The organism is Marinococcus sp. LNHM3E3-2.2 (assembly GCF_056034385.1).
This window is the reverse complement of the sequence record NZ_JBQLIC010000003.1, coordinates 147,893-169,977: the sequence shown is the minus strand read 5'-3', so window position 1 is coordinate 169,977 and position 22,085 is coordinate 147,893. Positions and strand designations below refer to the sequence as shown.

General features: G+C 48.3%; 23 protein-coding genes. 5 read left to right on the top strand and 18 right to left on the bottom strand.

Annotation, left to right across the window (positions count from 1 at the left end; all coding sequences use genetic code 11):
* Positions 1 to 119 precede the first annotated feature (119 nt).
* A complete protein-coding gene (locus ACTRXF_RS05800; RefSeq protein WP_474260995.1) occupies positions 120 to 698 on the bottom strand; it encodes a hypothetical protein in 579 nt (192 codons plus the stop codon).
* A gap of 197 nt (positions 699 to 895) precedes the next feature.
* On the opposite strand from ACTRXF_RS05800, the gene ACTRXF_RS05795 reads away from it, so the two are divergent.
* Complete coding sequence (locus tag ACTRXF_RS05795; RefSeq protein ID WP_474278382.1) at positions 896 to 1,831, top strand: aldo/keto reductase; 936 nt, start codon at positions 896 to 898, stop codon at positions 1,829 to 1,831.
* 43 nt (positions 1,832 to 1,874) lie between these two features.
* Here ACTRXF_RS05795 and ACTRXF_RS05790 read toward each other — a convergent pair whose 3' ends face one another.
* The 4 genes from ACTRXF_RS05790 to ACTRXF_RS05775 all read right to left on the bottom strand — a co-directional run bounded on the left by ACTRXF_RS05790 (position 1,875) and on the right by ACTRXF_RS05775 (position 6,202).
* Positions 1,875 to 2,153 carry a peptidoglycan-binding domain-containing protein gene (locus ACTRXF_RS05790; RefSeq protein WP_474260994.1) on the bottom strand — a complete coding sequence of 93 codons (279 nt, stop codon included), beginning with the start codon at positions 2,151 to 2,153 and terminating at the stop codon, positions 1,875 to 1,877.
* A 188-nt stretch (positions 2,154 to 2,341) separates the two neighbouring features.
* Complete coding sequence (locus ACTRXF_RS05785; protein ID WP_474260993.1) at positions 2,342 to 3,577, bottom strand: C40 family peptidase; 1,236 nt, start codon at positions 3,575 to 3,577, stop codon at positions 2,342 to 2,344.
* A gap of 317 nt (positions 3,578 to 3,894) precedes the next feature.
* Positions 3,895 to 4,962, bottom strand: a complete 1,068-nt coding sequence (locus ACTRXF_RS05780; RefSeq protein WP_474260992.1) for a tartrate dehydrogenase — start codon at positions 4,960 to 4,962, stop codon at positions 3,895 to 3,897.
* A gap of 220 nt (positions 4,963 to 5,182) precedes the next feature.
* Positions 5,183 to 6,202, bottom strand: a complete 1,020-nt coding sequence (locus ACTRXF_RS05775; RefSeq protein WP_474260991.1) for a hypothetical protein — start codon at positions 6,200 to 6,202, stop codon at positions 5,183 to 5,185.
* A gap of 160 nt (positions 6,203 to 6,362) precedes the next feature.
* Between ACTRXF_RS05775 and ACTRXF_RS05770 the strand changes: the two genes are divergently transcribed.
* The gene (locus tag ACTRXF_RS05770) at positions 6,363 to 7,394 is read left to right on the top strand and encodes an LLM class flavin-dependent oxidoreductase (protein ID WP_474260990.1); all 1,032 of its coding nucleotides are present in this window, start codon (positions 6,363 to 6,365) and stop codon (positions 7,392 to 7,394) included.
* A 49-nt stretch (positions 7,395 to 7,443) separates the two neighbouring features.
* On the opposite strand, the gene ACTRXF_RS05765 is transcribed toward ACTRXF_RS05770, so the two are convergent.
* Positions 7,444 to 8,061, bottom strand: coding sequence for a flavin reductase family protein (locus ACTRXF_RS05765; RefSeq protein ID WP_474260989.1), 618 nt, complete (start codon positions 8,059 to 8,061; stop codon positions 7,444 to 7,446).
* Positions 8,062 to 8,203: 142 nt separating this feature from the next.
* On the opposite strand from ACTRXF_RS05765, the gene ACTRXF_RS05760 reads away from it, so the two are divergent.
* Positions 8,204 to 8,566 (top strand): VOC family protein, encoded by a 363-nt coding sequence (locus ACTRXF_RS05760; RefSeq protein WP_474260988.1) that lies wholly within the window; start codon positions 8,204 to 8,206, stop codon positions 8,564 to 8,566.
* Positions 8,567 to 8,595: 29 nt separating this feature from the next.
* Here ACTRXF_RS05760 and ACTRXF_RS05755 read toward each other — a convergent pair whose 3' ends face one another.
* Complete coding sequence (locus ACTRXF_RS05755) at positions 8,596 to 9,132, bottom strand: GNAT family N-acetyltransferase (RefSeq protein ID WP_474278262.1); 537 nt, start codon at positions 9,130 to 9,132, stop codon at positions 8,596 to 8,598.
* A gap of 14 nt (positions 9,133 to 9,146) precedes the next feature.
* Positions 9,147 to 10,157 (bottom strand): S66 family peptidase, encoded by a 1,011-nt coding sequence (locus tag ACTRXF_RS05750; RefSeq protein WP_474260986.1) that lies wholly within the window; start codon positions 10,155 to 10,157, stop codon positions 9,147 to 9,149.
* 132 nt (positions 10,158 to 10,289) lie between these two features.
* On the opposite strand from ACTRXF_RS05750, the gene ACTRXF_RS05745 reads away from it, so the two are divergent.
* Complete coding sequence (locus ACTRXF_RS05745; protein WP_474260985.1) at positions 10,290 to 11,234, top strand: DMT family transporter; 945 nt, start codon at positions 10,290 to 10,292, stop codon at positions 11,232 to 11,234.
* Positions 11,235 to 11,269: 35 nt separating this feature from the next.
* Here the strand turns inward: ACTRXF_RS05745 and ACTRXF_RS05740 are convergent, their stop codons facing one another.
* The 5 genes from ACTRXF_RS05740 to ACTRXF_RS05720 form a co-directional block, all read right to left on the bottom strand.
* Positions 11,270 to 12,103, bottom strand: coding sequence for a 1,4-dihydroxy-6-naphthoate synthase (locus ACTRXF_RS05740; RefSeq protein ID WP_474260984.1), 834 nt, complete (start codon positions 12,101 to 12,103; stop codon positions 11,270 to 11,272).
* Positions 12,100 to 12,756 carry a futalosine hydrolase gene (locus ACTRXF_RS05735; protein ID WP_474260983.1) on the bottom strand — a complete coding sequence of 219 codons (657 nt, stop codon included), beginning with the start codon at positions 12,754 to 12,756 and terminating at the stop codon, positions 12,100 to 12,102. Before ACTRXF_RS05735 ends, ACTRXF_RS05740 begins: the two co-directional genes overlap by 4 nt.
* Before the next feature lie 136 nt (positions 12,757 to 12,892).
* Positions 12,893 to 13,441 (bottom strand): GNAT family N-acetyltransferase, encoded by a 549-nt coding sequence (locus tag ACTRXF_RS05730; RefSeq protein WP_474260982.1) that lies wholly within the window; start codon positions 13,439 to 13,441, stop codon positions 12,893 to 12,895.
* A gap of 109 nt (positions 13,442 to 13,550) precedes the next feature.
* Complete coding sequence (locus ACTRXF_RS05725; protein WP_474278260.1) at positions 13,551 to 14,393, bottom strand: arylamine N-acetyltransferase; 843 nt, start codon at positions 14,391 to 14,393, stop codon at positions 13,551 to 13,553.
* A gap of 256 nt (positions 14,394 to 14,649) precedes the next feature.
* A complete protein-coding gene (locus ACTRXF_RS05720; RefSeq protein WP_474260980.1) occupies positions 14,650 to 15,828 on the bottom strand; it encodes an MFS transporter in 1,179 nt (392 codons plus the stop codon).
* Positions 15,829 to 15,930: 102 nt separating this feature from the next.
* Here ACTRXF_RS05720 and ACTRXF_RS05715 point away from each other — a divergent pair, with 102 nt between their 5' ends.
* Positions 15,931 to 17,259 carry a dihydrolipoyl dehydrogenase family protein gene (locus ACTRXF_RS05715; RefSeq protein ID WP_474278257.1) on the top strand — a complete coding sequence of 443 codons (1,329 nt, stop codon included), beginning with the start codon at positions 15,931 to 15,933 and terminating at the stop codon, positions 17,257 to 17,259.
* Here ACTRXF_RS05715 and ACTRXF_RS05710 read toward each other — a convergent pair.
* From ACTRXF_RS05710 to ACTRXF_RS05690, 5 genes are all read right to left on the bottom strand, one after another.
* Complete coding sequence (locus ACTRXF_RS05710; RefSeq protein ID WP_474260978.1) at positions 17,256 to 17,756, bottom strand: metallophosphoesterase family protein; 501 nt, start codon at positions 17,754 to 17,756, stop codon at positions 17,256 to 17,258. The genes ACTRXF_RS05715 and ACTRXF_RS05710 overlap by 4 nt on opposite strands.
* Before the next feature lie 51 nt (positions 17,757 to 17,807).
* On the bottom strand, positions 17,808 to 18,254 hold the full coding sequence (locus ACTRXF_RS05705; RefSeq protein WP_474260977.1) for a DUF4064 domain-containing protein: 447 nt from the start codon (positions 18,252 to 18,254) through the stop codon (positions 17,808 to 17,810).
* 72 nt (positions 18,255 to 18,326) lie between these two features.
* Positions 18,327 to 19,286: an ABC transporter permease gene (locus ACTRXF_RS05700; protein ID WP_474260976.1), complete on the bottom strand. Its 960-nt coding sequence runs from the start codon at positions 19,284 to 19,286 to the stop codon at positions 18,327 to 18,329.
* Positions 19,283 to 20,209 carry an ABC transporter ATP-binding protein gene (locus tag ACTRXF_RS05695; RefSeq protein WP_474260975.1) on the bottom strand — a complete coding sequence of 309 codons (927 nt, stop codon included), beginning with the start codon at positions 20,207 to 20,209 and terminating at the stop codon, positions 19,283 to 19,285. Before ACTRXF_RS05695 ends, ACTRXF_RS05700 begins: the two co-directional genes overlap by 4 nt.
* A 157-nt stretch (positions 20,210 to 20,366) precedes the next feature.
* Positions 20,367 to 22,076, bottom strand: a complete 1,710-nt coding sequence (locus tag ACTRXF_RS05690) for an FAD-dependent oxidoreductase (protein ID WP_474260974.1) — start codon at positions 22,074 to 22,076, stop codon at positions 20,367 to 20,369.
* Between the last annotated feature and the right edge of the window lie 9 nt (positions 22,077 to 22,085).

Below are 22,085 nucleotides of genomic sequence, written 5' to 3'. Positions count from 1 at the left end.
TTTCACAAAATTATAAAAATATAGTTAAGCGCTTAACTAATTATAAACACATTCAACTGGCTATTCAATACTTCCCTGCATATAAAAAGACTCCGAAGGGGATCTTCGGAGTCCAGGCATTATTCTCTTGCCGATTTGTTAATATCTTCATCCATGTTTCCGGTAGATCCGATCGTTGGAAGATCGCTGTCGCTGTACTTGGAAGCATCGGTAGCGCTCTGATACTCTTTTGTTTTAGTATCATTATTATCGTCAGAACCTGCAACTTCGTCTTTAGCTTCTTTTACCTGGCTGCCGGCTTCTTTTAATTCTTCCCCGGCATCCTTTGCCGTGTCGCCTACGCCTTTCAACTCTTCGCCAGCTTCTTTCGCTGTCGATACTACTTCTTCTGAGTCATCCTTCACTTTTTGCACCTGGGCGATCAGATCTTTGCCGTAATTATTATATACCTCCTGAAGCTGGGTACCAATTGTTTTTGCCAGCTCTGTAGCGTTCTGGATACGTTCCATGAAGTCATCCTTATTCACTGCATCACTGTTTTTGGCATTTTCCTTGTACTGACTGGCCGTTTCTTTTGCCTCTGAAGACTTTTCCTTCACCGTGTCACGGGCTGAACGATTTAGAAATACTGCCCCGATCCCTGCAATGATTACAGAAGCTATAATAATTGGTAATTTACTGTTTTGCTGCTCTGGCATATGTTTCTCCCCTTTATTCTCAGTATCCTTCGTTAATAGAACCTATCTATTCCTTACCTTTATCTTTTCTTTAGTAAACGTGAATTTCTGCGGAAATGTACACTTATTCATACGCCCTGAGAAATGTTTAGCTTTTGGTTACAGGTGAAATATGAAAGAGTGTGCTGAAATTACAAAGGAGTGACGTTTAAATGGCAATGAATCGTGTAACACTTGGAAAATCTGAAGTCACTGTAAACCCTCTTGGCCTTGGAACCAACGCAGTAGGTGGACATAATATTTATCCTGACATGCTCGATGAGGAGCAGGGAAAAGCGTTAACCGCGACTGCCATCGATAACGGCGTGGCTCTCCTGGATACAGCTTTTATTTACGGACCGCGCCGTTCAGAAGAACTTGTCGGTGAAGTAGTAAAAGAAAAAAACGCCCGTGAAAAAGTAGTTATCGCGACAAAAGCAGCCCATAAATTTCTCGATAATGGGGACACTGTGATGGACAACTCTCCGGAATTTTTAAAACAATCCGTAGATGACGCACTCCGCCGCCTTCAAACGGATTATATTGATTTGTTTTATATTCATTTTCCGGATGAAGATACACCGAAAGATGAAGCCGTCGGTGCTCTGCAGGAAATGAAGGAAGCCGGAAAAATCCGTTCCATCGGCGTATCAAATTTCACTCTGGACCAGCTGAAGGAAGCAAATAAGAATGGGTATGTGGACGTAGTACAGTCCGAATATAACCTATTGAACCGTGAAGTGGAAAAAGACATTCTTCCATACACTGCAGAAAACAACATCACCTTCGTTCCTTATTTTCCACTTGAATCCGGGCTGTTAGCCGGAAAATATGATGAAAATACGACATTTAACGATATCCGTGCCCAAAAGCCTAATTTCCAGGGAGAAACATTCAAAGAAAATCTCCGTAAAGTCAATGAAGTGAAAAAAATCGCTGATCAAAAAGGCGAAGAAACAGCCCACGTCGTTCTCGCCTGGTATCTGCATCAGCCTTCGGTTGACGTTTTGATTCCAGGAGCCAAAACCTCTGATCAAGTAGTCAATAACCTGAAAACCTCCGATGTGGAACTGACGAAAGAAGAAGTAGAACACATCAGCAGTATTTTTTCCTAAAAAAAGAAGCTGGAGCCAAAATGGCCCCAGCTTCTTTTTTTCATCAGGAAAGCTTTTCGAGAGTCGCCTCTCCGGCCACCCCGTCTGCAGTTAGTTCTTCATACTTCTGGAAAGCTTTCACCGACGAGGTGGTGACTGAACCGTAAACCCCGTCTGTTTTCCCGCTGTGAAACCCTTCCTGCTGGAGAGCCTCCTGAAGCTCCTCCACCTCTTCTCCCCGGTCTCCTGGATGCAGCGTTTCACTCCCCAGAGAGGCATCGGCCTGTGCAGGTACAAATAATAATAAAGCAGCGAGCATGAACGCTGATATTCCTCTTTTCATTACAATCCCACGCTTTCTATCGTCTGATCCTATTTTATTGTAAGCACGGGGCCCGGACAGAACAATGGCTATTACAGAGTTGTAAACAATACGTAACCCTCTGTTCATACGTGTAATTTTATAAACTTTCCCTGCCGGACTGAATTAGAGCACACCGTTTCTGCTGAACGGTGTGCTCTAAGTATAATTTAGAAGCTCCCGGCCCCGATGTAGCGCGGAGCCCAGTATGAATTACTCATGCTGCTGATGGTGACGCCTGTCGAGGATCCTGCGTGAATGAATTGATTATTTCCAATATATATTCCATTGTGCGAGGCTCCCGCTTTGTAGGTAGTGAAAAATACCATGTCGCCTACCTGCGGGCTTGACACTTTTTTACTCGCAGCATACTGCTGGGCCACCGTACGTGGAAGGCTCGTTCCATTTTGCCTGTATACATACTGGGTGAATCCGCTGCAATCGAACCCCCTTGTCGTCGTACCTCCCCATACATAAGGCACACCTATAAACTGTTTCGCTGCATTTATCAGTCCCGATACACTGCCTGAAGAGCCTGAGCTTACTTTTTCCGGAGAGGAGCTCGTGCCGCTTTTCACCGAAGAATCGCTTAATGCTTTCCATGTATTAGAACCAACGATGCCATCAGCGCTCAAACCAGCTGCCCGCTGCAGGGCCTTTACTGCCCCTGCTGTCTGCGGACCAAACTGGCCGTCCGCTGTGCCCGAAAGAAATCCTTTGCTTTTAAGCGTCTGCTGCATACTTTTTACATTGCTTCCCGTATCTCCCTGACGGAGCGTTTTAGATGAGGTGCCGGAAGAAGATGTATCCGGTTTGGCAGCACTTGAATTATTATTTTTATCCGAGGCTTTAAAGCTGCTTAACGCTTTGAACGTATTCGGGCCGGCTACACCGTCAACGCCGATCCCGGCTGCCTTTTGAAACGCAATGACTGAAGACTTCGTGGCCGGGCCGAACTCTCCGTCGAGCGATCCAGCATGAAAGCCTTTACTTTTCAATTTTGTCTGGAGATCCCGGACATCGCTTCCTGAAGCACCTGCCTTTAATACACTTGAAGATGAACTGGAGGAACTGCCAGTATCTTTCGAGCTTTTTTCGGGCGAAGCTTGGTTTTTGTTTAAGCTCATTTTGGAAAATGTATTCGATCCGGCTATACCATCAGAGGTGATACCCGCTGAACGCTGAAAGGCCTGCACGGATCCTGCGGTCGCCGGTCCGTATATCCCATCCACCGAACCGTTATGATAGCCATTTCCCTTTAACCAGTCCTGCAGTTCTTTAACTTCCGAACCCTTCGAGCCCTGACGTAGTGTTTGATCACCTAACGCAGCATCTGCTGCAGTCGGAGCTGCAAAAACTACTGTTGCCGCAGCAACAATCGCTGCTGGATATGCATATTTTTTCATACATTTTCGCTATAAACTTTTGTACCGCTGCTCTGAATAAGCGCAATGCGAAAAGCCCGAGCGAATCCACCCCCCATTTGATCATGTGCTGCGATGCCTGACTCTACTGTTGTGTATAAAGTAGTATATAAGTGCCAGGGGGCATAGACAATATACTCAATACATTTGTATTGAAACTGTAACATTGGGATAAATAATCATAATATGGAAATTTAAAGTGTCTTTAGTATCAAAATTAGTTAACTATCAAGGAATTTCATGATTAGCATGCTGCGAAGGCACATTTGAATTATTATTAAGTGCCTATTAGTTAATTCCTATTTTTCTTTTTCTGATGTTAAATATTCTTCCACTGCTTTTACTACCTCTTCCGTAGAAGCCCTGCCTCCAAGATCTTTCGTAACCGTTCCTTCTTTGATGACATATTCCATAGCGTTCATTAATGTTTGCGCTGCCTTGTTTTCTCCGAGATGCTCAAGCATCATTTGAGCTGTCCACAGCTGGCCGATTGGATTTGCCAGTCCCTGCCCTTCAATATCCGGGGCGGATCCATGCACCGGCTCAAACATAGATGGATATTTTCCATTTATATTAATATTGGCGGCCGGCGCAATACCAATGCTCCCCATCAAAGCGGCGCCAATGTCTGTCAAAATATCTCCGAATAAGTTGCTTCCGACAATAACATCCATTGTCTCCGGCTTGGTAACAAAGGCTGCTGCCAGAGCGTCAATGTGCTCTGCCCTGGTCTTTATTTCAGGATGGCTTTCCTTCACCTCGTTAAACACTTCATCCCAAAATGGCATCGAAAACACAATCCCATTGGATTTCGTTGCAGAAGTTACATGCCCGCTGCGGTCTTTTGCCAGCTGAAAGGCATATTCCATGGCTGCCTTTACTGCTTTTTTGGAAAATACGTTGTTTTGAATCGCAATTTCGTCTTCCCCTCTGTACATTCGTCCTCCGACTTCGCTGTACTCACCCTCGCTGTTCTCTCTGACCACCATTAGATTGAACTGGTTCGGATTCGCAAGCGGAGAAGCAAGCCCTTCAAACTGGCGGGACGGCCGGACATTGATCTGCTGCTCGAAGCCGCGGCGAATATTAATTAAAAGCCCCCACAGAGAAATATGATCCGGAACGAGATCCGGATGACCGACCGCTCCTAAAAACACGGCGTCAAAAACTTCAAGCTGCTCCAGCCCATCCTCTGGCATCATTCTTCCATGCTCAATATAGTAATCGCAGCTCCATGGAAATTCTGTGACACGAAGCTCAAAGTCTCCCTGCACTCTCTCAAGCGTTTTTAACACTCTCCATGCAGCCGGTACAACTTCTTTGCCTATTCCATCTCCTGCAATTGACGCAATCGTATATGTATTCATTTCTTCATCTCCTTTTTAGTGTATGCACTTTCATTTTTCCATTTCTTTATACGTTTGTCATCTTTTCTTTCTATGTCTACTTATGCTTTTAGTAGCAAATGCCTTTTTTGATTAAAAACAAACTTCTAATTTAGAAATTATTTCTAAATTCAGAAACGACATTCCTCCTATTACTTACATAGGACTTTTCAGCCATTCAAACGTAAAAAAGAGCCTTTTATCAGGCTCTTTCACGTACAAGATGAATAACATCTTTCCATGCTGCAGCGGCTGCTCCTGTTGGAGAGGACGCGCCTCCGGAAACGAGGAGCCTTCCCATCGTATCTGTGGAAAAAAGCACTGCTTTCTCGGCACCGTCAACGTTGAAAAAAGGATGCTCCACTGGAAGCAGCCTGGGTTCGATGGAAACCGTGGCTCCATCCGCTGTCTTTTGCGCTTTCCCAACTAGTTTCCACTTTGATTTCCCCTGCTCCGCCTGCTTCCATTCAGCCTCGGAGAGCTGGTCCAGACCACGCACCGCAATACTTTTCCAGGTTACTTCCTTCGCAAGGCAGGCTTTGGTCAGAAAATACATCTTCAGCGCCGTATCTTTTCCCCCGATGTCCTCAGAGGGGTCTGCCTCGGCTTTACCTTCCTTTTTTGCTGTTTCCCACGCCTCCTGCAGCGTAATATTTTCAGCCGCGATCCTTGTCGCAATCATATTGCTGGTTCCGTTCAGCAGTCCTTCGATTGTATGTATTTCCGCTCCGGCTAAGCTGTACAGAGCTGTGTCCACAGTCGGGAGAGCAGCAGCTGCCGCTCCGCTGTATTTTATTGATCTTCCGGACGCTTCAGCAAGCTCGTGCAGATCGTCCCAGGCATAGGCAAGCGCTCCTTTACTGACGCAGACCACGTCCACCCCATGCTTTAACGATGACTGTATGAGCGGCAGGCCCGATCCTCCGGTTAATATATCAGTTTCTGCTGCATCAATGAATATATCAGCCTGGCTGTCCGCCCACAGCTGGTCTACATTTCTTGGCGGCAGCGAGCCGTCATCCACACGGCCGGTTTCCTCTTTTACTTCCAGCAGTTGTTTTAGATCCAGTCCGCCGCTATGCACTACAGCCCCGCTTCGGTCGAGCACAGCAGTAATTTTTATATGTACCCCGTACATGCGCTCCCATTCTTTTTCTTTATTCATCAATACACGGACCGCTGCTTGTCCAACAGCCCCAAACCCGGATAAAACAATATTCATGCATTTTCGCCCTCCCCCTGGCTTTAAAGCCCAGATGACTTTATTATACTAGAGAATTTTTCAGTAATGAGCACCTTTTTTGAATAACAATACGCAGGAGGTGTATAATTTTCTATGACCCAATTACCAGCAGGACGTGTCATATAAAGGAGAGATTTTCATGCCAGCATTTAAAGATATGCCTCTTTCAGTATTAAATTTATCCCCGGTAAACGAAGGGGAAACAGCGGGAGATTCATTTGCAAAAAGCCTCGAGCTGACTCAGCATGCCGAAAAACTCGGCTACAACCGCTTATGGGTCGCTGAGCACCATAACATGGAAGGGATCGCGAGCTCGGCTACTTCTGTACTACTCAGCTACCTGGCCGGAGGAACGTCAAGCATCCGTCTTGGCTCGGGAGGTATTATGCTTCCGAACCACGCCCCGCTCGCGATTGCTGAACAGTTCGGCACACTCGAAAGCCTGTATCCGGGACGCATTGATTTAGGTCTCGGACGGGCGCCGGGGACAGATCAAACGACAGCTGCAGCCCTCCGCCGTCATGTAAACAGCGGAGAAGACTTTCCAGCCCGTCTTGAAGAGCTGCAGAGGTATTTCCAGGATCCAGCTAATATGGCCATCCCTCCGCAGGTAAAAGCCGTGCCGGGCGCAGGCCTGGATATTCCAATCTGGCTGCTTGGCTCCAGCGGATTCAGTGCCCAGCTTGCCGGACAGTTGGGGCTTCCGTATGCATTCGCCGGCCACTTTGCAGCCGAGAATATGAAAGCAGCCCTGCAGCTGTATTTGGATTCTTTCCAGCCGTCTGAGGTACTGGATGAACCCTATGCCATGACCGGGATCAATGTGATCGCCGGGGAAACAGATGAGGAAGCCGACTACCTTGGTACTACAATGAAACAGCAGTTTCTCAGCTTAATACGCAATCGTCCGGGGAAAATACAGCCACCGGTAGAAGATATGGACGCACTCTGGACGTCCCAGGAAAAAGCGATGATGGCACGCTGGGACGCCGGCACGATCCAGGGCGGACCAGAATCCGTACGCCAGCAGCTCGAAGATTTTTCTTCGAGCGTTCCGGTTCATGAAATTATGATCAGCGGCAGTGTGTACGATCAGACGAAACGCCTTCGTTCCTATGAGCTCATTAAAGAGGTACAAAAACAATCAACCGCCACTACAGCTTCGATTTAATAAAAAAGGCCGCGCCTGTTCGCTTTACGGCAACAGGTGCGGCCTTTTTTTATTTCGGGCGTTCAAGCGTAAACAATTCCCCAAGCTTGGAATAATCATTTCCTGCCAGACGTGCGACCGGCTTCAGCTTATCGGGAAGAATATAATTGTGTTCACTGTCATATACGCCCTCGGAAACATGGATACATATAATTTCTGCAAATATGACATCCTGAGTAATTTTTCCTTCAGCATTTTGAAGCGGTACGTGCTTATGCAGCCGGCATTCAAAGCGGATATTTGCTTCTTCGATACCCGGTACTTCCACCATTCTGCTCGGCACCGTATGTAGAACAGTGTGCTCGAGTTCATTTTCCTCCGGCGGGAGCGTGGCTGCTGTAATGTTTAAATCCTCTACAATACCTTCATCGCTTATGTGTACCACCAATTCCCCGCGATCTAAAATATTTTTTGCACTGTCCTTTGGTTTCCCTTCTTTTCTCGTAATAGATATCATTAATACCGGCGGGTCCGGACTTACCGCATTAAAAAAGCTGAACGGTGCTGCGTTTAATGTTTCGTCTTCTGCCATTGTGGTGACAAAGGCTATCGGGCGGGGGATGACCGAACCGGTCAATAGCTTATACACTTCTTTTACCGGCAGATCATCTGGATGCAGTTCATGCATAGTATACAGTCTCCTTTTTTCGAATATTTTATACGTATTCCCCGCCAGAGTCCATTTCAAAAGAACTGCCGGAAATAATTTCCCTTGGAATTTTGCATGCAGTTGGTATAATAAAACAGTGCGTCTAAAGGAGAGTATAAACATGATAGGAAAAATTGCCTCTACGGCTGTATATGTAGAAGATCAGCAGCGGGCAAAAGAATTTTGGACAGAAAAAATAGGATTTGAGGTCCGGCGCGAAGACCCGCTTGGGCCAAACGCGTACCGGCTCGAGGTAGCAGCCCCTGGAGCGGAAACAGCACTGGCTATCTACCCTAAATCCTACGTTATGAACTGGCAGGAGCTGAAGCCATCAATTGTTTTTGAATGCGACAACGTGCACGCCTCCTACCAGTGGATGAAAGCCCAAAATATTGTTTTTGATGAAGAACCAACAGAGATAAATGGAATTACTTATGCAAGCTTTCGCGATGAAGACGATAATGTGTTTCTGTTAAAAAGCTGACAAGCGCTGCCGATACGGCAGTGCTTGTTTTATGCTTCCTTCCAGTCATCAGCAGTCATACCGTACACATCGACATCCTCGTAGCGGCTCCATTTCCAGACGTCCTGGCGCAGCGTGCCTTCATAACGCATGCCGATTCGCTTTAACACTCCGGCCGAAGCCTGATTTTTACTCATAACAGGAGCTGTCAGCCGGTTCGTTTTTAATGTGTGGAAGCTGAAGTCGCGTACCAGCGCCGCTGCTTCACTCATATAACCGTTCCCCCAGTAATCCGCCCCGAGCCAGTACCCAAGCTCGCCGCGGCGGTATTCAGGCTGCACGCGCACCGTAATGTTTCCCATTAATTCATCTTCATCTTTTTTAGTAACAGCAAACGGGAAACGGGAGCCTTCTTCCATCCAGGCTGGATGATGTCCGATCCACCACCGTGCATCTTCCTCTGTATACGGGTAGGGGAGCTCCAGGGTCGTTTTTGCAATACGGTAGTTGTTGGCAAGCTCTGCTAATACATCTATATCTTTTTCCGAAAAAGGCCTTAAAAGCAGCCGGCTGCTTTCTAGCTGCACGATGGTCCCTCCCTCTATGATTTTCTCATGGTCATCTCAGCCTGGCCCCGGTCAAAACGAAGGTTTGCAAATGCCCCGTTAATAAACGTCCACTGCGGGGGCATGTGGCCAATATCAGCGTCATACCAGACAGGAAGGCGGCCGCCGAACAGCTCCTTCAGGCTGTCCTCCATGGTAAAACCTTCTGTATCATTGTATCCTTCGGGCCGGCCCAGAAGTATGCCGGCAGCGTTGTCCAGCCACCCGGCCTGCTGCAGCTGCCAGAGGGAGCGGTGCATTTCTGCTGCATCCATGCCTGTAGATTCCAGGTACCAAATGACTTTTTCTGAACGCCACTCCTGTACCCGGTCCAGAGGAGTGCCGACAAGACGCGGGAGCGTATTCAGGCAACCGCCGAGCAGACGACCACTCAATTCATCCGTATTCGCCCCTTCAAGATGCTTCCAGGACGTCTTTGTATCGAGCACAAATCCTGAGCCGGGCTGCTCAAACGCCTTCTTCCAGGACGACTGATAATACGAGCTTGAGTGCTGATAAATGGCTTCGCCCAGCGGAGCTTTTAAAGCCCGTTCCCATTTTTTTGTCACGTCGTCCCAGATAGGCGCAGCCAGATCAAACAGATTCGTGCCATGAGCCGAAGCCGTTCCGGTCATCATCGTGTAGGCAAAGGCAAGTGTACTCGTATCAGAGTATCCTAGTATCCAGGTGGGCGGCAGTTCACGAAGCCATTCCCATTCCAGCAGGGGCAGAATATCTATAATTCTTTCCCCTCCCCACGGAGGCATCACTACTTGTACCTCCGGGTCTGCCAGTGCCATCATCAACTCCTCAGCTCTTTGAAAACGATCTGTACTTGCTGCCTTTTGCTGCCTCCAGGCCGTTTCTCCCACCCGTACGTGAAACCCTCTCGTACGGACTTTTTCTACTGCCTGCTGAAGCACCCCGTGTAAAGACGCAGGTACTCCGCTCGACGGAGCTGTTACATAAATGGTATCTCCCTTTTTTAGAGCTTCAGGGTACTTCATACTCCACCTGCTTTCTTTACCTGATTTTTTTCATAAGCACAGTGTGCCGCCATTTTTATTCAACAGAATATTGGGAAAAATTTTTAGCTGTGGTACAATAACCAAATATTATATTGAAGGTGGTCCTCATAAATGAAAGCTATTTTGCTGGGCCTTACAGCAGCCCTCTTTTTTTCTGTCACATTTGTTTTGAACCGTTCGATGGAGCTTTCCGGCGGCCACTGGACCTGGAGCGCGTCGCTTCGTTATTTTTTTATGCTGCCCATGCTTATCGCAATCGTCGGAGCACAGAAACGGCTTCGCCCCGTCTTTCATCATCTCCGCGCCCGTCCTTCCGAGTGGCTTCTTTGGAGCACAGTCGGTTTTGGACTCTTTTACGCCCCCATAGCCTTTTCCACCGTCTATGGTCCTGGCTGGCTTGTCGCCGCCACTTTTCAAATTACCATCATTGCCGGGTCGCTGCTTGTGCCTTTTTTACATAAAACATCCGGATCGAAGCAGCGCATCCCGCTCCAGAGCGTACTAATCTCTTTAGTGATTCTTGCGGGAGTGTTTATTATGCAGGCTGAACATGCTTCAGCGGTGCCGCTACTGAATGTCTGGCTCTGTGTTCTTCCCCTTCTGCTGGCTGCCTTTGCCTATCCGCTTGGCAACCGGAAAATGATGCACGTGGCCGGAAACGGACTCACTACTTTCCAGCGGGTGCTTGGCATGACTATTGCGAGCATGCCCTTTTGGATTATTTTAGCATTGTATGGAGCTTCCGTACACGGACTTCCCGGCAGGTCTCAGATTTCCCAGTCCTTCATCGTTGCTGTTTCCTCCGGAATCATTGCTACTGTCCTGTTTTTTTACGCCACAGAACTAGTGAAAAACGATACTGCTAAATTAGCTGGAGTCGAAGCGACTCAGTCTGGGGAAGTGCTGTTTGCCCTTATCGGTGAAATGCTTCTGCTTCATACAGCAGCACCTTCGGCCTTGACGTTCTCCGGCATTGCGCTCGTGCTCGCAGGCATGATTCTTCACAGCCTCCGCGCCGCCTTGGCAGCGAGGAAAATGAAAACTGCAGATATATAAGAAGCTCCGCCTGTTTCCAGGTGAAGCTTCTTTGTTTAATACAGCCTGATTTTTTTCAGATCAAAGGAAGGGATTAATTCTTCTTCCATCGCTCGTCCAAGCAGGGTTTCCACAGCGGCGTACCCGTCCTCACCAAGCTTGCGGGTGAATTCGTTAACATACAGCTCGATGTGGGACTGAGCCACCTCCGGTGACATCTCCTGAGCGTTTTCCATGACAAAATCACTTGATGCCTCCGGGTGCTCCCAGGCGTATTCCACAGAGCGCCGGGCATTATCTGCGAGCGCCTGCGTATCTAAATGGCGGCGGGCAATGATCGCTCCAAGCGGAATTGGGAATCCCGTGTCCCTTTCCCACCAGCTGCCCATATCCTCTACAAGCGACAGGCCATAATTATGGTACGTGAATCTGGCTTCATGAATGACAAGGCCGGCATCTATTTCGCCGTCCCGGACTGCCGGCATAATATCATCGAAAGGCATCACTTTAATTTCTCCAACACCTTCAGGAATCACTTTGGATGCCCATAAACGAAACAGCAGATAAGCTGTGGACCGTTCACTCGGAACCGCTACCGTTTTTCCGATCAAATGCTCGGGCGTTTTTTCGCCTTTTGTTAATACTAAAGGGCCGCAGCCGTACCCAAGGGCACCACCGCTCGGAAGAAGAGCATAATCTTCAAGCACCCACGGAAGAGCCGCGTAGGAAATTTTCATCACTTCCGGCCCTTCTTTGTTTGCAGCCCAATGGTTAGTGATATCAATGTCTGCAAATGTGACCTCCGGAGCTTCTGTATCTTTTAACAATCCATGCGTCCAGGCATGGAACACGAACGTGTCGTTCGGACACGGGGAAAAAGCTATTTTCATGATGATGTAACCTCCTGCAATATAAGTACAGCCGATCGCAGAGAATCCAGTGCTCCCGGTATGTTCCAGGCGTCCCTGTCTCTTGGCCCGACTTCATTTGATATGGCGCGTAATTCCATTACCGGAATTCCGAAATAGCTGGCGGCCACTGCCACGCCGTAGCCCTCCATTGCTTCTGCCGCAGCATCTTCATATAAAAACGCCCGCTGATTCACCGTTGCCTGTGTACCGGTTACGGTTGACACAGAAAGCACCGGGGCTTCAACAGCTGAAATCCCCTGTTCCGCAAGACGCCGGACTAACTCAGGCGTGTATTTTTTTTCTGCCTGGAAACGTGTCGGCCCCAGCCCAAGCTTTTCCAGCGGAGCAAATCCTTCCTCTGTTTCTGCCCCCATATCCGCGGCGACGATTTCGCTGGCTGCCACAATATCACCCAGCCAGGCTTTATCCGGAAATGCACCCGCAATACCGGCGTTTATAACTAGATCATAGTCTTGTTCAGCAAGCAGCAGCGATGTCCGGACACTCATCTGTGCTGCTCCGACACCGCCTACCTGCACCTCCCAGGCGTCTTCTGCCTCCACTGCTGCCTGCAGGGCTTCTTTTTCTGCCTCTACAGAAACCATTACCAGTACAGATGGTTTTTTCTCCATGCGCTTCCCTCCAAGCCATAATCAAGCTTCTGCTGCCCGCCTATAAAAAAGACACGAGCGCAGATGGCTCCTGTCATTTTATTATGAACCTTTTACCGCAAAATTTCCAGAAATGCGGTAACCACCGGCAGGGGAATTAACGCAGCTTCTCCCACTCCTCTTCGAGCATGCTCATCTCCACAAGAGACCAATAGGTGTTTCCTACAAGACGAAGATCCCGTTTTACCCCCTCGCGCTGAAAGCCGGCACGCTCATAGCAGCGCAAAGCGGAAGCGTTAAAATCAAAAACTCCGAGCGCCACCCGGTGCAGCTGCAATTCGTCAAAAGCGATCCGGCACACCTCCCGGACCATCCACTGCCCGAGACCCACACCGCGCATCGTTTCCTCTCCCACGAGCACCTTGCCTATCCGCCCGGAACGATCGTGGTAGTTAATGGCCCCAAGCGATATGTGACCGACGGGGACACCTGTCGTTTGATGCAGGGCAGTATAGACAAGCCGTTTAGGATTATCTCCCTCCTGCTGTCTGCGGTAATCATCGAGCTGCTCTGCATTCAGCGGGTATGTAAAAGCTTCTCCGCTCCACTGCTTTAAAAAATCGGCCGACGGCACCCACTCGATTAACCTGTCATAATGCTCCCGCTTAAAGGGTACCAGTTTCACCTCAGCAATCGCGTTATTCAATCCAGACACCTGCCCTGTGTTAATATTGTCTGTCTATCATATGCGATACAGATAACCGCCCGCAACCGTCTTCAAACAAAAAAACCGGCGCAGACAGCGCCGGTTTCACTTAAGATGCTTCTTCTTTATTTAAGGAGGCGAATACGTCTATCCCTTTAGCTTCGAGATATTCGATCGCTTTTCGCACAGGCAGCTTTCCGAGTCCGAATTCATGCTGAACCACTTCTTCGATTTCTTCAATCGACTGCAGATCTCTTTTTTCCGTAGTTCCGTCTGGATGATAAATGCGCATCCGGTTATTTTTCAGCGTAATGTTTCGCGTTGGCTGCCACATCTGCAGTCTCAACAGCGACATAAACATAGCGTCTTCCCGGTGGGAATGCTCTACCATATCGTTAAGATATTTCTGGCTTCTCGGCTGGTCAGCGTTAAATACCCACTGATCTTTTGTCAGCGTCCCTTTTATATATCGTTTAAATTCATACAACTGGTTTTCTTTATCCACCGGACTGATGACAATTTTTTCATCATGATACATATAAATATTCCGGTCGGACCTCTCCAGGCGCACCGGTGAAAAAATCGGTGCCGAAACGGCACAGTCCACGAGAATACGCTCGCCCTGCAGCCTGACAACAGTCGCAATGTGTTCCGGACCCATGTTAATGTTGTAAGCATCAAAGCCTAAATCCTGAAGTATAGCCGCCACCTTCTGATTAATGGTAAAACACGTTCCGCCGAACTTGTATTTTTCGAAATTATCGACAAAGCTCTGCGTGTCCGGCGTGTAATTTTTCCAGGAATTTTCCCGGTGGTATATTAGTTTGCTCGCATTTTCAAATGGAAAAGTAAACAAGTGAGCGTTCATAATTTTGGCCAGATAAGAAAAAGAAGGTTCCTCCACCGTCAAACGTAGGGATTTCAAATAGCGCTTCGTACTGCTTTTAACCATGTTCACCACTCCTATTTATCTGGATTATCTAAATATATCTTTTATTGTGTTCCTGCTTGGATTTTTATCATATCATTATTTTCTGAAAATTTCGAGTAATTAGAGGGTGATATAGAAATTACTTTGTCATATTTTCTATCATTACCCTTTCTTGTTTATATTATTCCTACGTATTTTTTCGATAAAACCTATTCAGAAGAAAAAATATGTTAAATAAATTCACATAAAATGAAAAAGAAGCCGTTTAACGACTTCTTTACTGCTTTGGCACACGTATTCCTAAAGCTGTTACAAAGCTGGCAGTGTAAATCAAAGCGAGAACACCGAAGGCCCATTCGACAGACACAGCCTGGCTTACTGCGGTGCTGAGCACCGGCCCGATACTGGCACCGATAAATAAAATAAATGTATACAGCGACGTTGCAACCCCTCTCACTTCAGCACCCACCTGGTTGATGAGCGCAATAATCGCAGGAACGATTAAACCAGCTCCGACCGTAAACAGTACGCTCCATGTTACAAGCAGCCATAAGCTGTCGGTCGCGATCATCAGCAAAAGTGAGAGCGCTCCGATACCGAGACCGGCGCGAAGGATAAACGGAGTGCCGACATGCCTGCTCCATTTCCCTGTGAAAAAAGCAACACTGATGCCTAGCAGCCCCGTGGCCCGGACGTATAAAATGTCGCCCTGGCTTAGTTGGAATGCGCTCTGCAGGTACTGCCCGAGCGAAGAATACATCCCCACAAAAACCATCAGCACCGAAAAAGTGACGATAAAGCAGAGCAGCAGGCTCTTGTTTCTGGCCGCCGTCTGCAGCTGCGAGAAAAAAGACGGCTTACTGCCCGTTTTTCCTTTCGACGGATCTACCGGAAGCAGACGCCACATTAAAATAAAGGTGAGCACATACACAACACCGAGCAGCAAAAAGGCCCAGTGCCAGCTGGCTGCCTGAATGGCGGCACTGCTCCACGTCTGCCCGAAAATCCCGGCAATTAAAAAGCCGGCGCTGATAAACCCGATAACCGAACCTCTCTTAGCCGGTGCAAACATATCTCCAATGTAAGCGAGAGCCACTGGAGAAAATGAAGCCGCCGCGAGTCCCTGGAGAGCCCGGCCGATAAGCAGAGCAGAAAAGGTCGGCACCCAACCGATCAGCAGGGTGACAACAGCGAGCACAAGCAGACCCGTTACGATCGTACGTTTTCTCCCCGCCCGTTCCGATAACGGTCCGTACAGCAGGCAGCCAGCTGCAAAAAAGATGGAAAAAACACTCCCTGCCCAGGCAGCTTCCCCGGCAGAAATGCGAAATGCTTCCGAAAAAGTTGGTATCAGCGGTATTGTCATGTACAAACTCGACATCACAATCAGCCCTGACCAGAACAAAAGCCCGGTCGTCAATCGTTCGGAGCGGAGTTCACTTGTTTCGTACTGCATATGCTTTTCCTTCTTTCAAGTGATATTTTTCCATTTTGGAATTTCGTTTCATTTCTTCCGGCAAAAGGAATAGAAACGAAGAAATTAAAGGAGGTAAATACTATGTATGACGCGATCGTAATCGGGAGCGGTTCGGCGGGCATGACCGCTGCAGGAAACTTAAACGGAGCCGGATGGAATACAGCAATAGTGGATGAACGTCCCTACGGCGGCACCTGCGCCCTGCGTGGATGCGACCCGAAGAAGGTGCTCATCCATGCTTCAGAGGTTCTCGACCAGGCCCAGCGCCTGCAAGGCCTTGGTCTTGAAGGCAATTTATCCATCCACTGGGAAGATTTAATGAATTTCAAGCGCACGTTCGTCCAGGGCGTGCCGGAAACTATCGAACAAAGCTTAAAAGACAGCGGGATCGACACCCTGCACGGACGCGCCCGTTTTATCGACCGGGAAACGATAGAAGTAGGTGGCCGCCATATTAAGAGTAAAAAATTCGTGCTCGCCACCGGCGCAAGCCCTGCCACTCTTCCGATTAAAGGATCTGAACATATGCTCAGCAGCGATGATTTTCTCGAACTCGATCAGCTGCCATCAAGCATTGTTTTTATCGGGGGCGGTTATATTTCCTTTGAATTTGCCCACCTTGCCAAACGGGCGGGAGCCGATGTTCATATTCTACAGCGCGGAGATCGTGCATTGAAAGGATTTGATACTGAGCTTGTCCAAAAGCTCATTGACTACTCCGAATCGATCGGTGTGCATGTACACCTGCATACCGAAGCAGACGAAATACGTCCCGAGAGTCAAGGCTATCAGGTTTATACGAATACAGAATACACCTTTTATGGCGATATTATCGTTCATGGCAGTGGCCGTACACCGAACGTACAAACGCTGGATCTGGAAAAAGCAGACGCTGCCTATAATAAAAAGCAGGGTGTGACTGTAAATGAATATCTGCAGAGCACGACCAATGAAAATATTTATGCTGCCGGCGACTGCGCCGATACAGCCGGCAGCCCGTTAACTCCATTAGCCGGCTTTGAGGCAGGCTGCGCATCCACCAACCTGCTCGAAAACAACAGTACGCCCATTCAATACGGACCGATCGCTTCTGCAGCATTCACCGTGCCCGGTTTAACAGCGGTAGGTCTGACAGGCGATGCTGCCTCCGCCCGCGGACTTTCTACAGTTACTGAAGACGTCAGCTCGTGGTTTACGTACAAGCATAAAAATGAAAAAACAGCTTTTGTAAAATTAATTATTGATAAAGAAAAAGATACCGTTGTTGGTGCCCACGCATTAAACAGCGATGCTGCCTCGTTCATTAACTATATGACGCTTGTCATCCAGCACGAAATCCCGGCGAGCTCTTTATCCCGGACGATGTTTGCTTACCCGACCAATGCTTCGGATCTTCAGTATTTCGTTTAGCTTTTCCTGGGAAAAAATACATGCCGGGCTTCAAAATGGTCATGACTGAGGTCGAGCAACCCGTATGAGAACATCGCCGCTTTACGCTTATCTGTCGGTGACCCCGGGTTAAACATCAATGTTTTTCCAGCATACCGCAGGTAAGGAATATGGGAATGACCGAAAATAATAATATCCTTTTGGCCGGGGGCAAACGCTTCTCCGGCCCTTTTTTCAGTTGTCCCTTTTTCGCCGTGCCCGTGCACGATACCTATACGCCACCCTTCAAGCACGACTTCCTCCTTTTCATTCACGATATCTTTCATATCGTCTCCGTCCACATTTCCATATACTCCCGTAAGCGGAGCATACTGTCTTAAATCTTCCCACACGCCCGGGTCCTGCCAGTCTCCGGCATGAATAATATAATCAGCCTCTGCAAACTCCTTATAAAGCTCCTCCGGCCACTTTTTTGCCTTTTTCGGCATATGGGTATCGGCAATCACCAGTATTCTCATCCAATCCTCCTCATAAAAAAGAGCTCCGAGTTTCTCGGAGCCCCGTCTCTGTTATTCCGGATATTCCTGTGCCTCTGTGGAATTATCGGCTGGCGTATTCGGCTTGCGCACAATTGCCATAATGCCTGCCACCACGAGCAGGACAAAATGAACAATTGCAAACAAGCTGACTGCTATAAAGCCCGCAATCGCCGCAAGGAAAAACAAAATGCCGGAAGCGACAGAGCGTTTATTGCGCTTCAACAGAAAGACGCCTATCACCGCCAGGATTGTTGCGACCGCTGAAAAGATAATCAGGCTGATTCCCAGATTTGTAGCCTGCGCAGCCACCTCCTGAGCATTCAGCGTCTCTCCTGTTCCTTCCTCCTGAATCATCTGATTTGCTTCCTCTATCGCAGAGACGTCCACAAATAGAAAAATAATTCCTAAAACGATGCCGAGGCCGCTTAAAACAGCCGCAATAATTCCAAGCACTTTTTCTGCCGTACGTTTCACCATAGGCGCACACTCCTCTTCATTTACTTTCAGTTATTTTGTTCCCTGTCTATACCGGGATTCAAACAACCTTCGTTAACCGGTTACGCTGATTTCTCTTTTTTTGAACATCCACACCGCAAACCCCATAAAAATCAGCCAGTACACAATCAGGACGACAACGGAAAAACCAAGCGTCATACTCTCCACCGGCGGTCCACCACTTGTAAAGTACTGATTCAGGTTCGTGTTTGCAAACAGCAGGTACTTCGGCCAGTCGTAGGCAATAGCCAGAGTACTTGTTACACCGGCGCCCACTACGTATAACAGAACACTGATGGCAATCGCCATCGCTTCACTCCGGAAAATGGCTGAAATGGCAAAAGCCAGTGTCGCAAGCATGACAAAATTCACTGAGCCGGTCAGGTAATCGATCGCAAGGGCAAGCACCTGCGGCCGTTGTTCGACCTCTCCGTCCGTGTAGATTAACTGGGTGGAAGGTTCACCAAATCCAAAGAAAAGAGCTCCCAGGATAAATGAGGCCCCGAAAAGCAGAGCGAGCATTGCAATAGCATAAAGGATCACTGTGAGGTATTTGGACGTTAGTATCTTAATCCTGGACGGCGGGCGGACCAGCAGCAGCTTAATAGTCCCGCTTTTAAACTCAGAGGAAATGATCGTAGCCGCTACAATAATAACAAAAATACTCAGCAGATCGAGCAGCCCTGCGTTCGTGCTCATGAACGACCAGACGCTTTCCCCTGTCGCGCTCTGCGGCGGGAGATCATTTTGAATACGGTATTCGTCTTCCGCAATTCTCTGCTCGTAGAACTCCGCTGCAGCCCCGCTGTCCTCGAGCGCCTGCTGATCTTCTTCAATCCGTTGCTCCAGCTGAGCTTTCCACTGCTCTTCAGACGGTAGCTCTTCCGCTGACGGCTGATTAGTGAGGGAATAAATAAGAACACCTACCACTCCGAGCAGCAGAATCGCCGTCATCACCCATGTACTGATACGCCAGAACAGCTTCATCCATTCGTTTTGAATCAGGCGGATCATGAGGAGCCCTCCTTCGACGTTGCTTGAAGAAACCGGTCTTCGAGCGTTTGTTTGTCTTCTTTTGCTTCGTAAAGGTCAAATCCGGCTTCTATGACATAGCGCAGCAGGGCAGGGACATTCTCTTTTTCTATGTAGATCGTCAGCCGTTGGTCTGCTTCTTCTATTTTCAGATCCGGATAAGCTTCTTTCACCACCTGCATGGCAGCCTCCAGCTTCTGCGGACCTACATCAATCTGGTAAGGAAGCTGGCGCCCTTCTTCTTCTGAGACGCGCTGATCTTCAATGTTAATCAGCTTACCGTCCTGGATAATTGCGAAACGGTCGCACATCAGCTCCATTTCTGAGAGCAAATGGCTCGAAACAAGCACAGCAAGCCCTTCCTCCTCGGCAAGCCGGCGCAGGTAAGCCCGAACCATTCGAATCCCTTCCGGGTCCAGGCCGTTAGTTGGCTCATCCAGAATCAGCAGCTTCGGCCGGTGCAAAAGCGCCTGGGCGATACCGAGCCGCTGCTTCATTCCTAACGAAAACGTCCGCACTTTTTTCTTTTTCACATGCTCCAGCTTTACAAGTCCGAGCAGTTCGTCAATGCGTTCGTGATCCACCTTGCCATTCATCCTGGCAAAATGGACCAGATTCTTTTCCGCTGTTAGATGATTGTACATTTCCGGGTTTTCCACGATGGCTCCAACCTGTTTAATCGCCTTCGCGTATGATTTTTGGATGCTGTACCCGTCGATAAGAATATCTCCGGACGAAATAGGGGCTAGTCCGACCATCATACGGATCGTCGTCGTTTTTCCCGCGCCGTTCGGTCCAAGAAAGCCAAAAACCTCTCCCGGCTCGACAGAGAATTTCAGATCTTGAATGATCTGTTTACCGTGAATACGCTTATGTACATCATTCACTTCTAAAATCGATGACATGGTTTCCTCTCCTTACTTATAGGCATTCAACCCGTTCATTTTCCTATTTTTGGAATGTATATGTCAATGTTTTCTTTCGTTTTTACGTAATACATGTCCTGGCGTTTCAAAAAGCCGGCGTCCGCTGTATACGGTACCGGCTTTAAGGGAAGCTTTCTTATTTACTGAATGTCAGCTGTTTTTTCCATCTGCGGCTGATCAGCTTGAAATTTTGATACCACTTCCGCGCTTCCTGCTCCTCGAGGTCCCATTCAGCCCCCGCTGCAAGAAACAGCTCAACTGCATCCTTCCAGCTGCTCCATCCTGCAGCATCGCTGTGAAAAAGCAGATAACCATCCGGCCGTACGAGCATAGATTCCCCCGGCCCAATTAATTGCCTGAATTCCCTGCTTAAATGCCTTTCACTCCAGCATAAAATATCATCAGGCTGTCCCATCGTCGGTGTCGGCGCGACTAACGCAGGCTGTACCATGCTGCCAAAATACGGCGCGGACTTACGAATCCACCTCTTAATAAACGCATATTCCTTATCAATCCGGCTGCCGCTTGTGCGCATCACAAATAAAAATTTTCCTTCCTGCAAATGCTCATATAACCTGGTTTTACGGTTCTCAAAATCCGTTAATGCTGCATCAGGCACTCTGTCTCCTGGATGCAGTACGCCTTCACGCCTGAGCTCTTCCTTCAACGGCGGTGCCGACGCCCGGTATCTCACAGACAAATGCGACAGTCGGCGGATAAAGGCCTCCGGGAGCTGTTCAATCATCTCCACCATTTTCAGCGTTCGGTTTCTTGCCTGCACAGCAATCGGCTTTTGCACAGTCAGGCTTCGAACCGTCCAATCCGTCGTCCGGTTAACTTTTCTTGCGACTGGAAGCCGTTCAGTCTCATATGACTTAAGCAGTGTTTCCGGGCAGGCCCTTGCACATACCATTCCAAGCTTCCAGCTTAAATTAATGCTGTCCTGGATGCCTAGATTCACACTCTGGCTTGTCATCGGGTGATGAGCATGTGCCGCTTCACCGACTAAAAACACGTCCCCTGCCCGAAACTCTTTTGCCTGATGAAACACAGCCTGCTTCGACTGCACCGTCACCGCCTTTTGCATTGACAACGGGCGGCCAGTGATTTTTTGATAGAGCCCCCGCAGAGAAGCTTCCGTATTTTTAAGGCGGGCGTCTGGGTTGTCGCGGTCGATCATCATGATTCTTGCCTGGTGACCGGGAAGGTCTGCGGCAAACATAATTCCTTTTTTATTAAACATCATGGACGGAGCATTGTTTGTCATCCGCTGCTCTGTATTAATATCTGCCATTATTAATTCAGAGCCGCCCTCCATTTTGCATTTAATGGAAGCAAGCTCCCTGACAACACTTTCAATCCCGTCGGCCCCGACGACATAATCAGCAATTATCCGCTCCTCCATATTATTTTTTTCGATTAACGCTTCTGTTTTTAAACCATTCTGCTTCAGCTGCGTAATGCGCGTGCCCCATTCCACAGATGTTTTCACTAACGCACGCTGCAGGACACGCTGTACATCACAGTTAGCGAGCGACAATACATATGGATACAAAGATTCTTCTTTCAAAAAATCGAAGGAGGGAGTAAAAATCTTTTTTCCTTCGTAATTGAATTCCAGTGAATGATAGGGTATACCTATCTCCAGCAATGGCTTTGTCAGTTTAATGCTTTCTAGCATTTCCAGCGTCCGCGCATATAGAAGCAGTGCTTTTGGTTCGTGGGCAGGGGACTTTTTAGCTTCAAGCAGTCGGACATTTACATCATAGCGTTCCAAAGCCCGTGCCAGCACAAGTCCTTCGATGCTTGTACCGGCGATAATAATATTCGTATGACTCGTAACCATCTCTCCAGC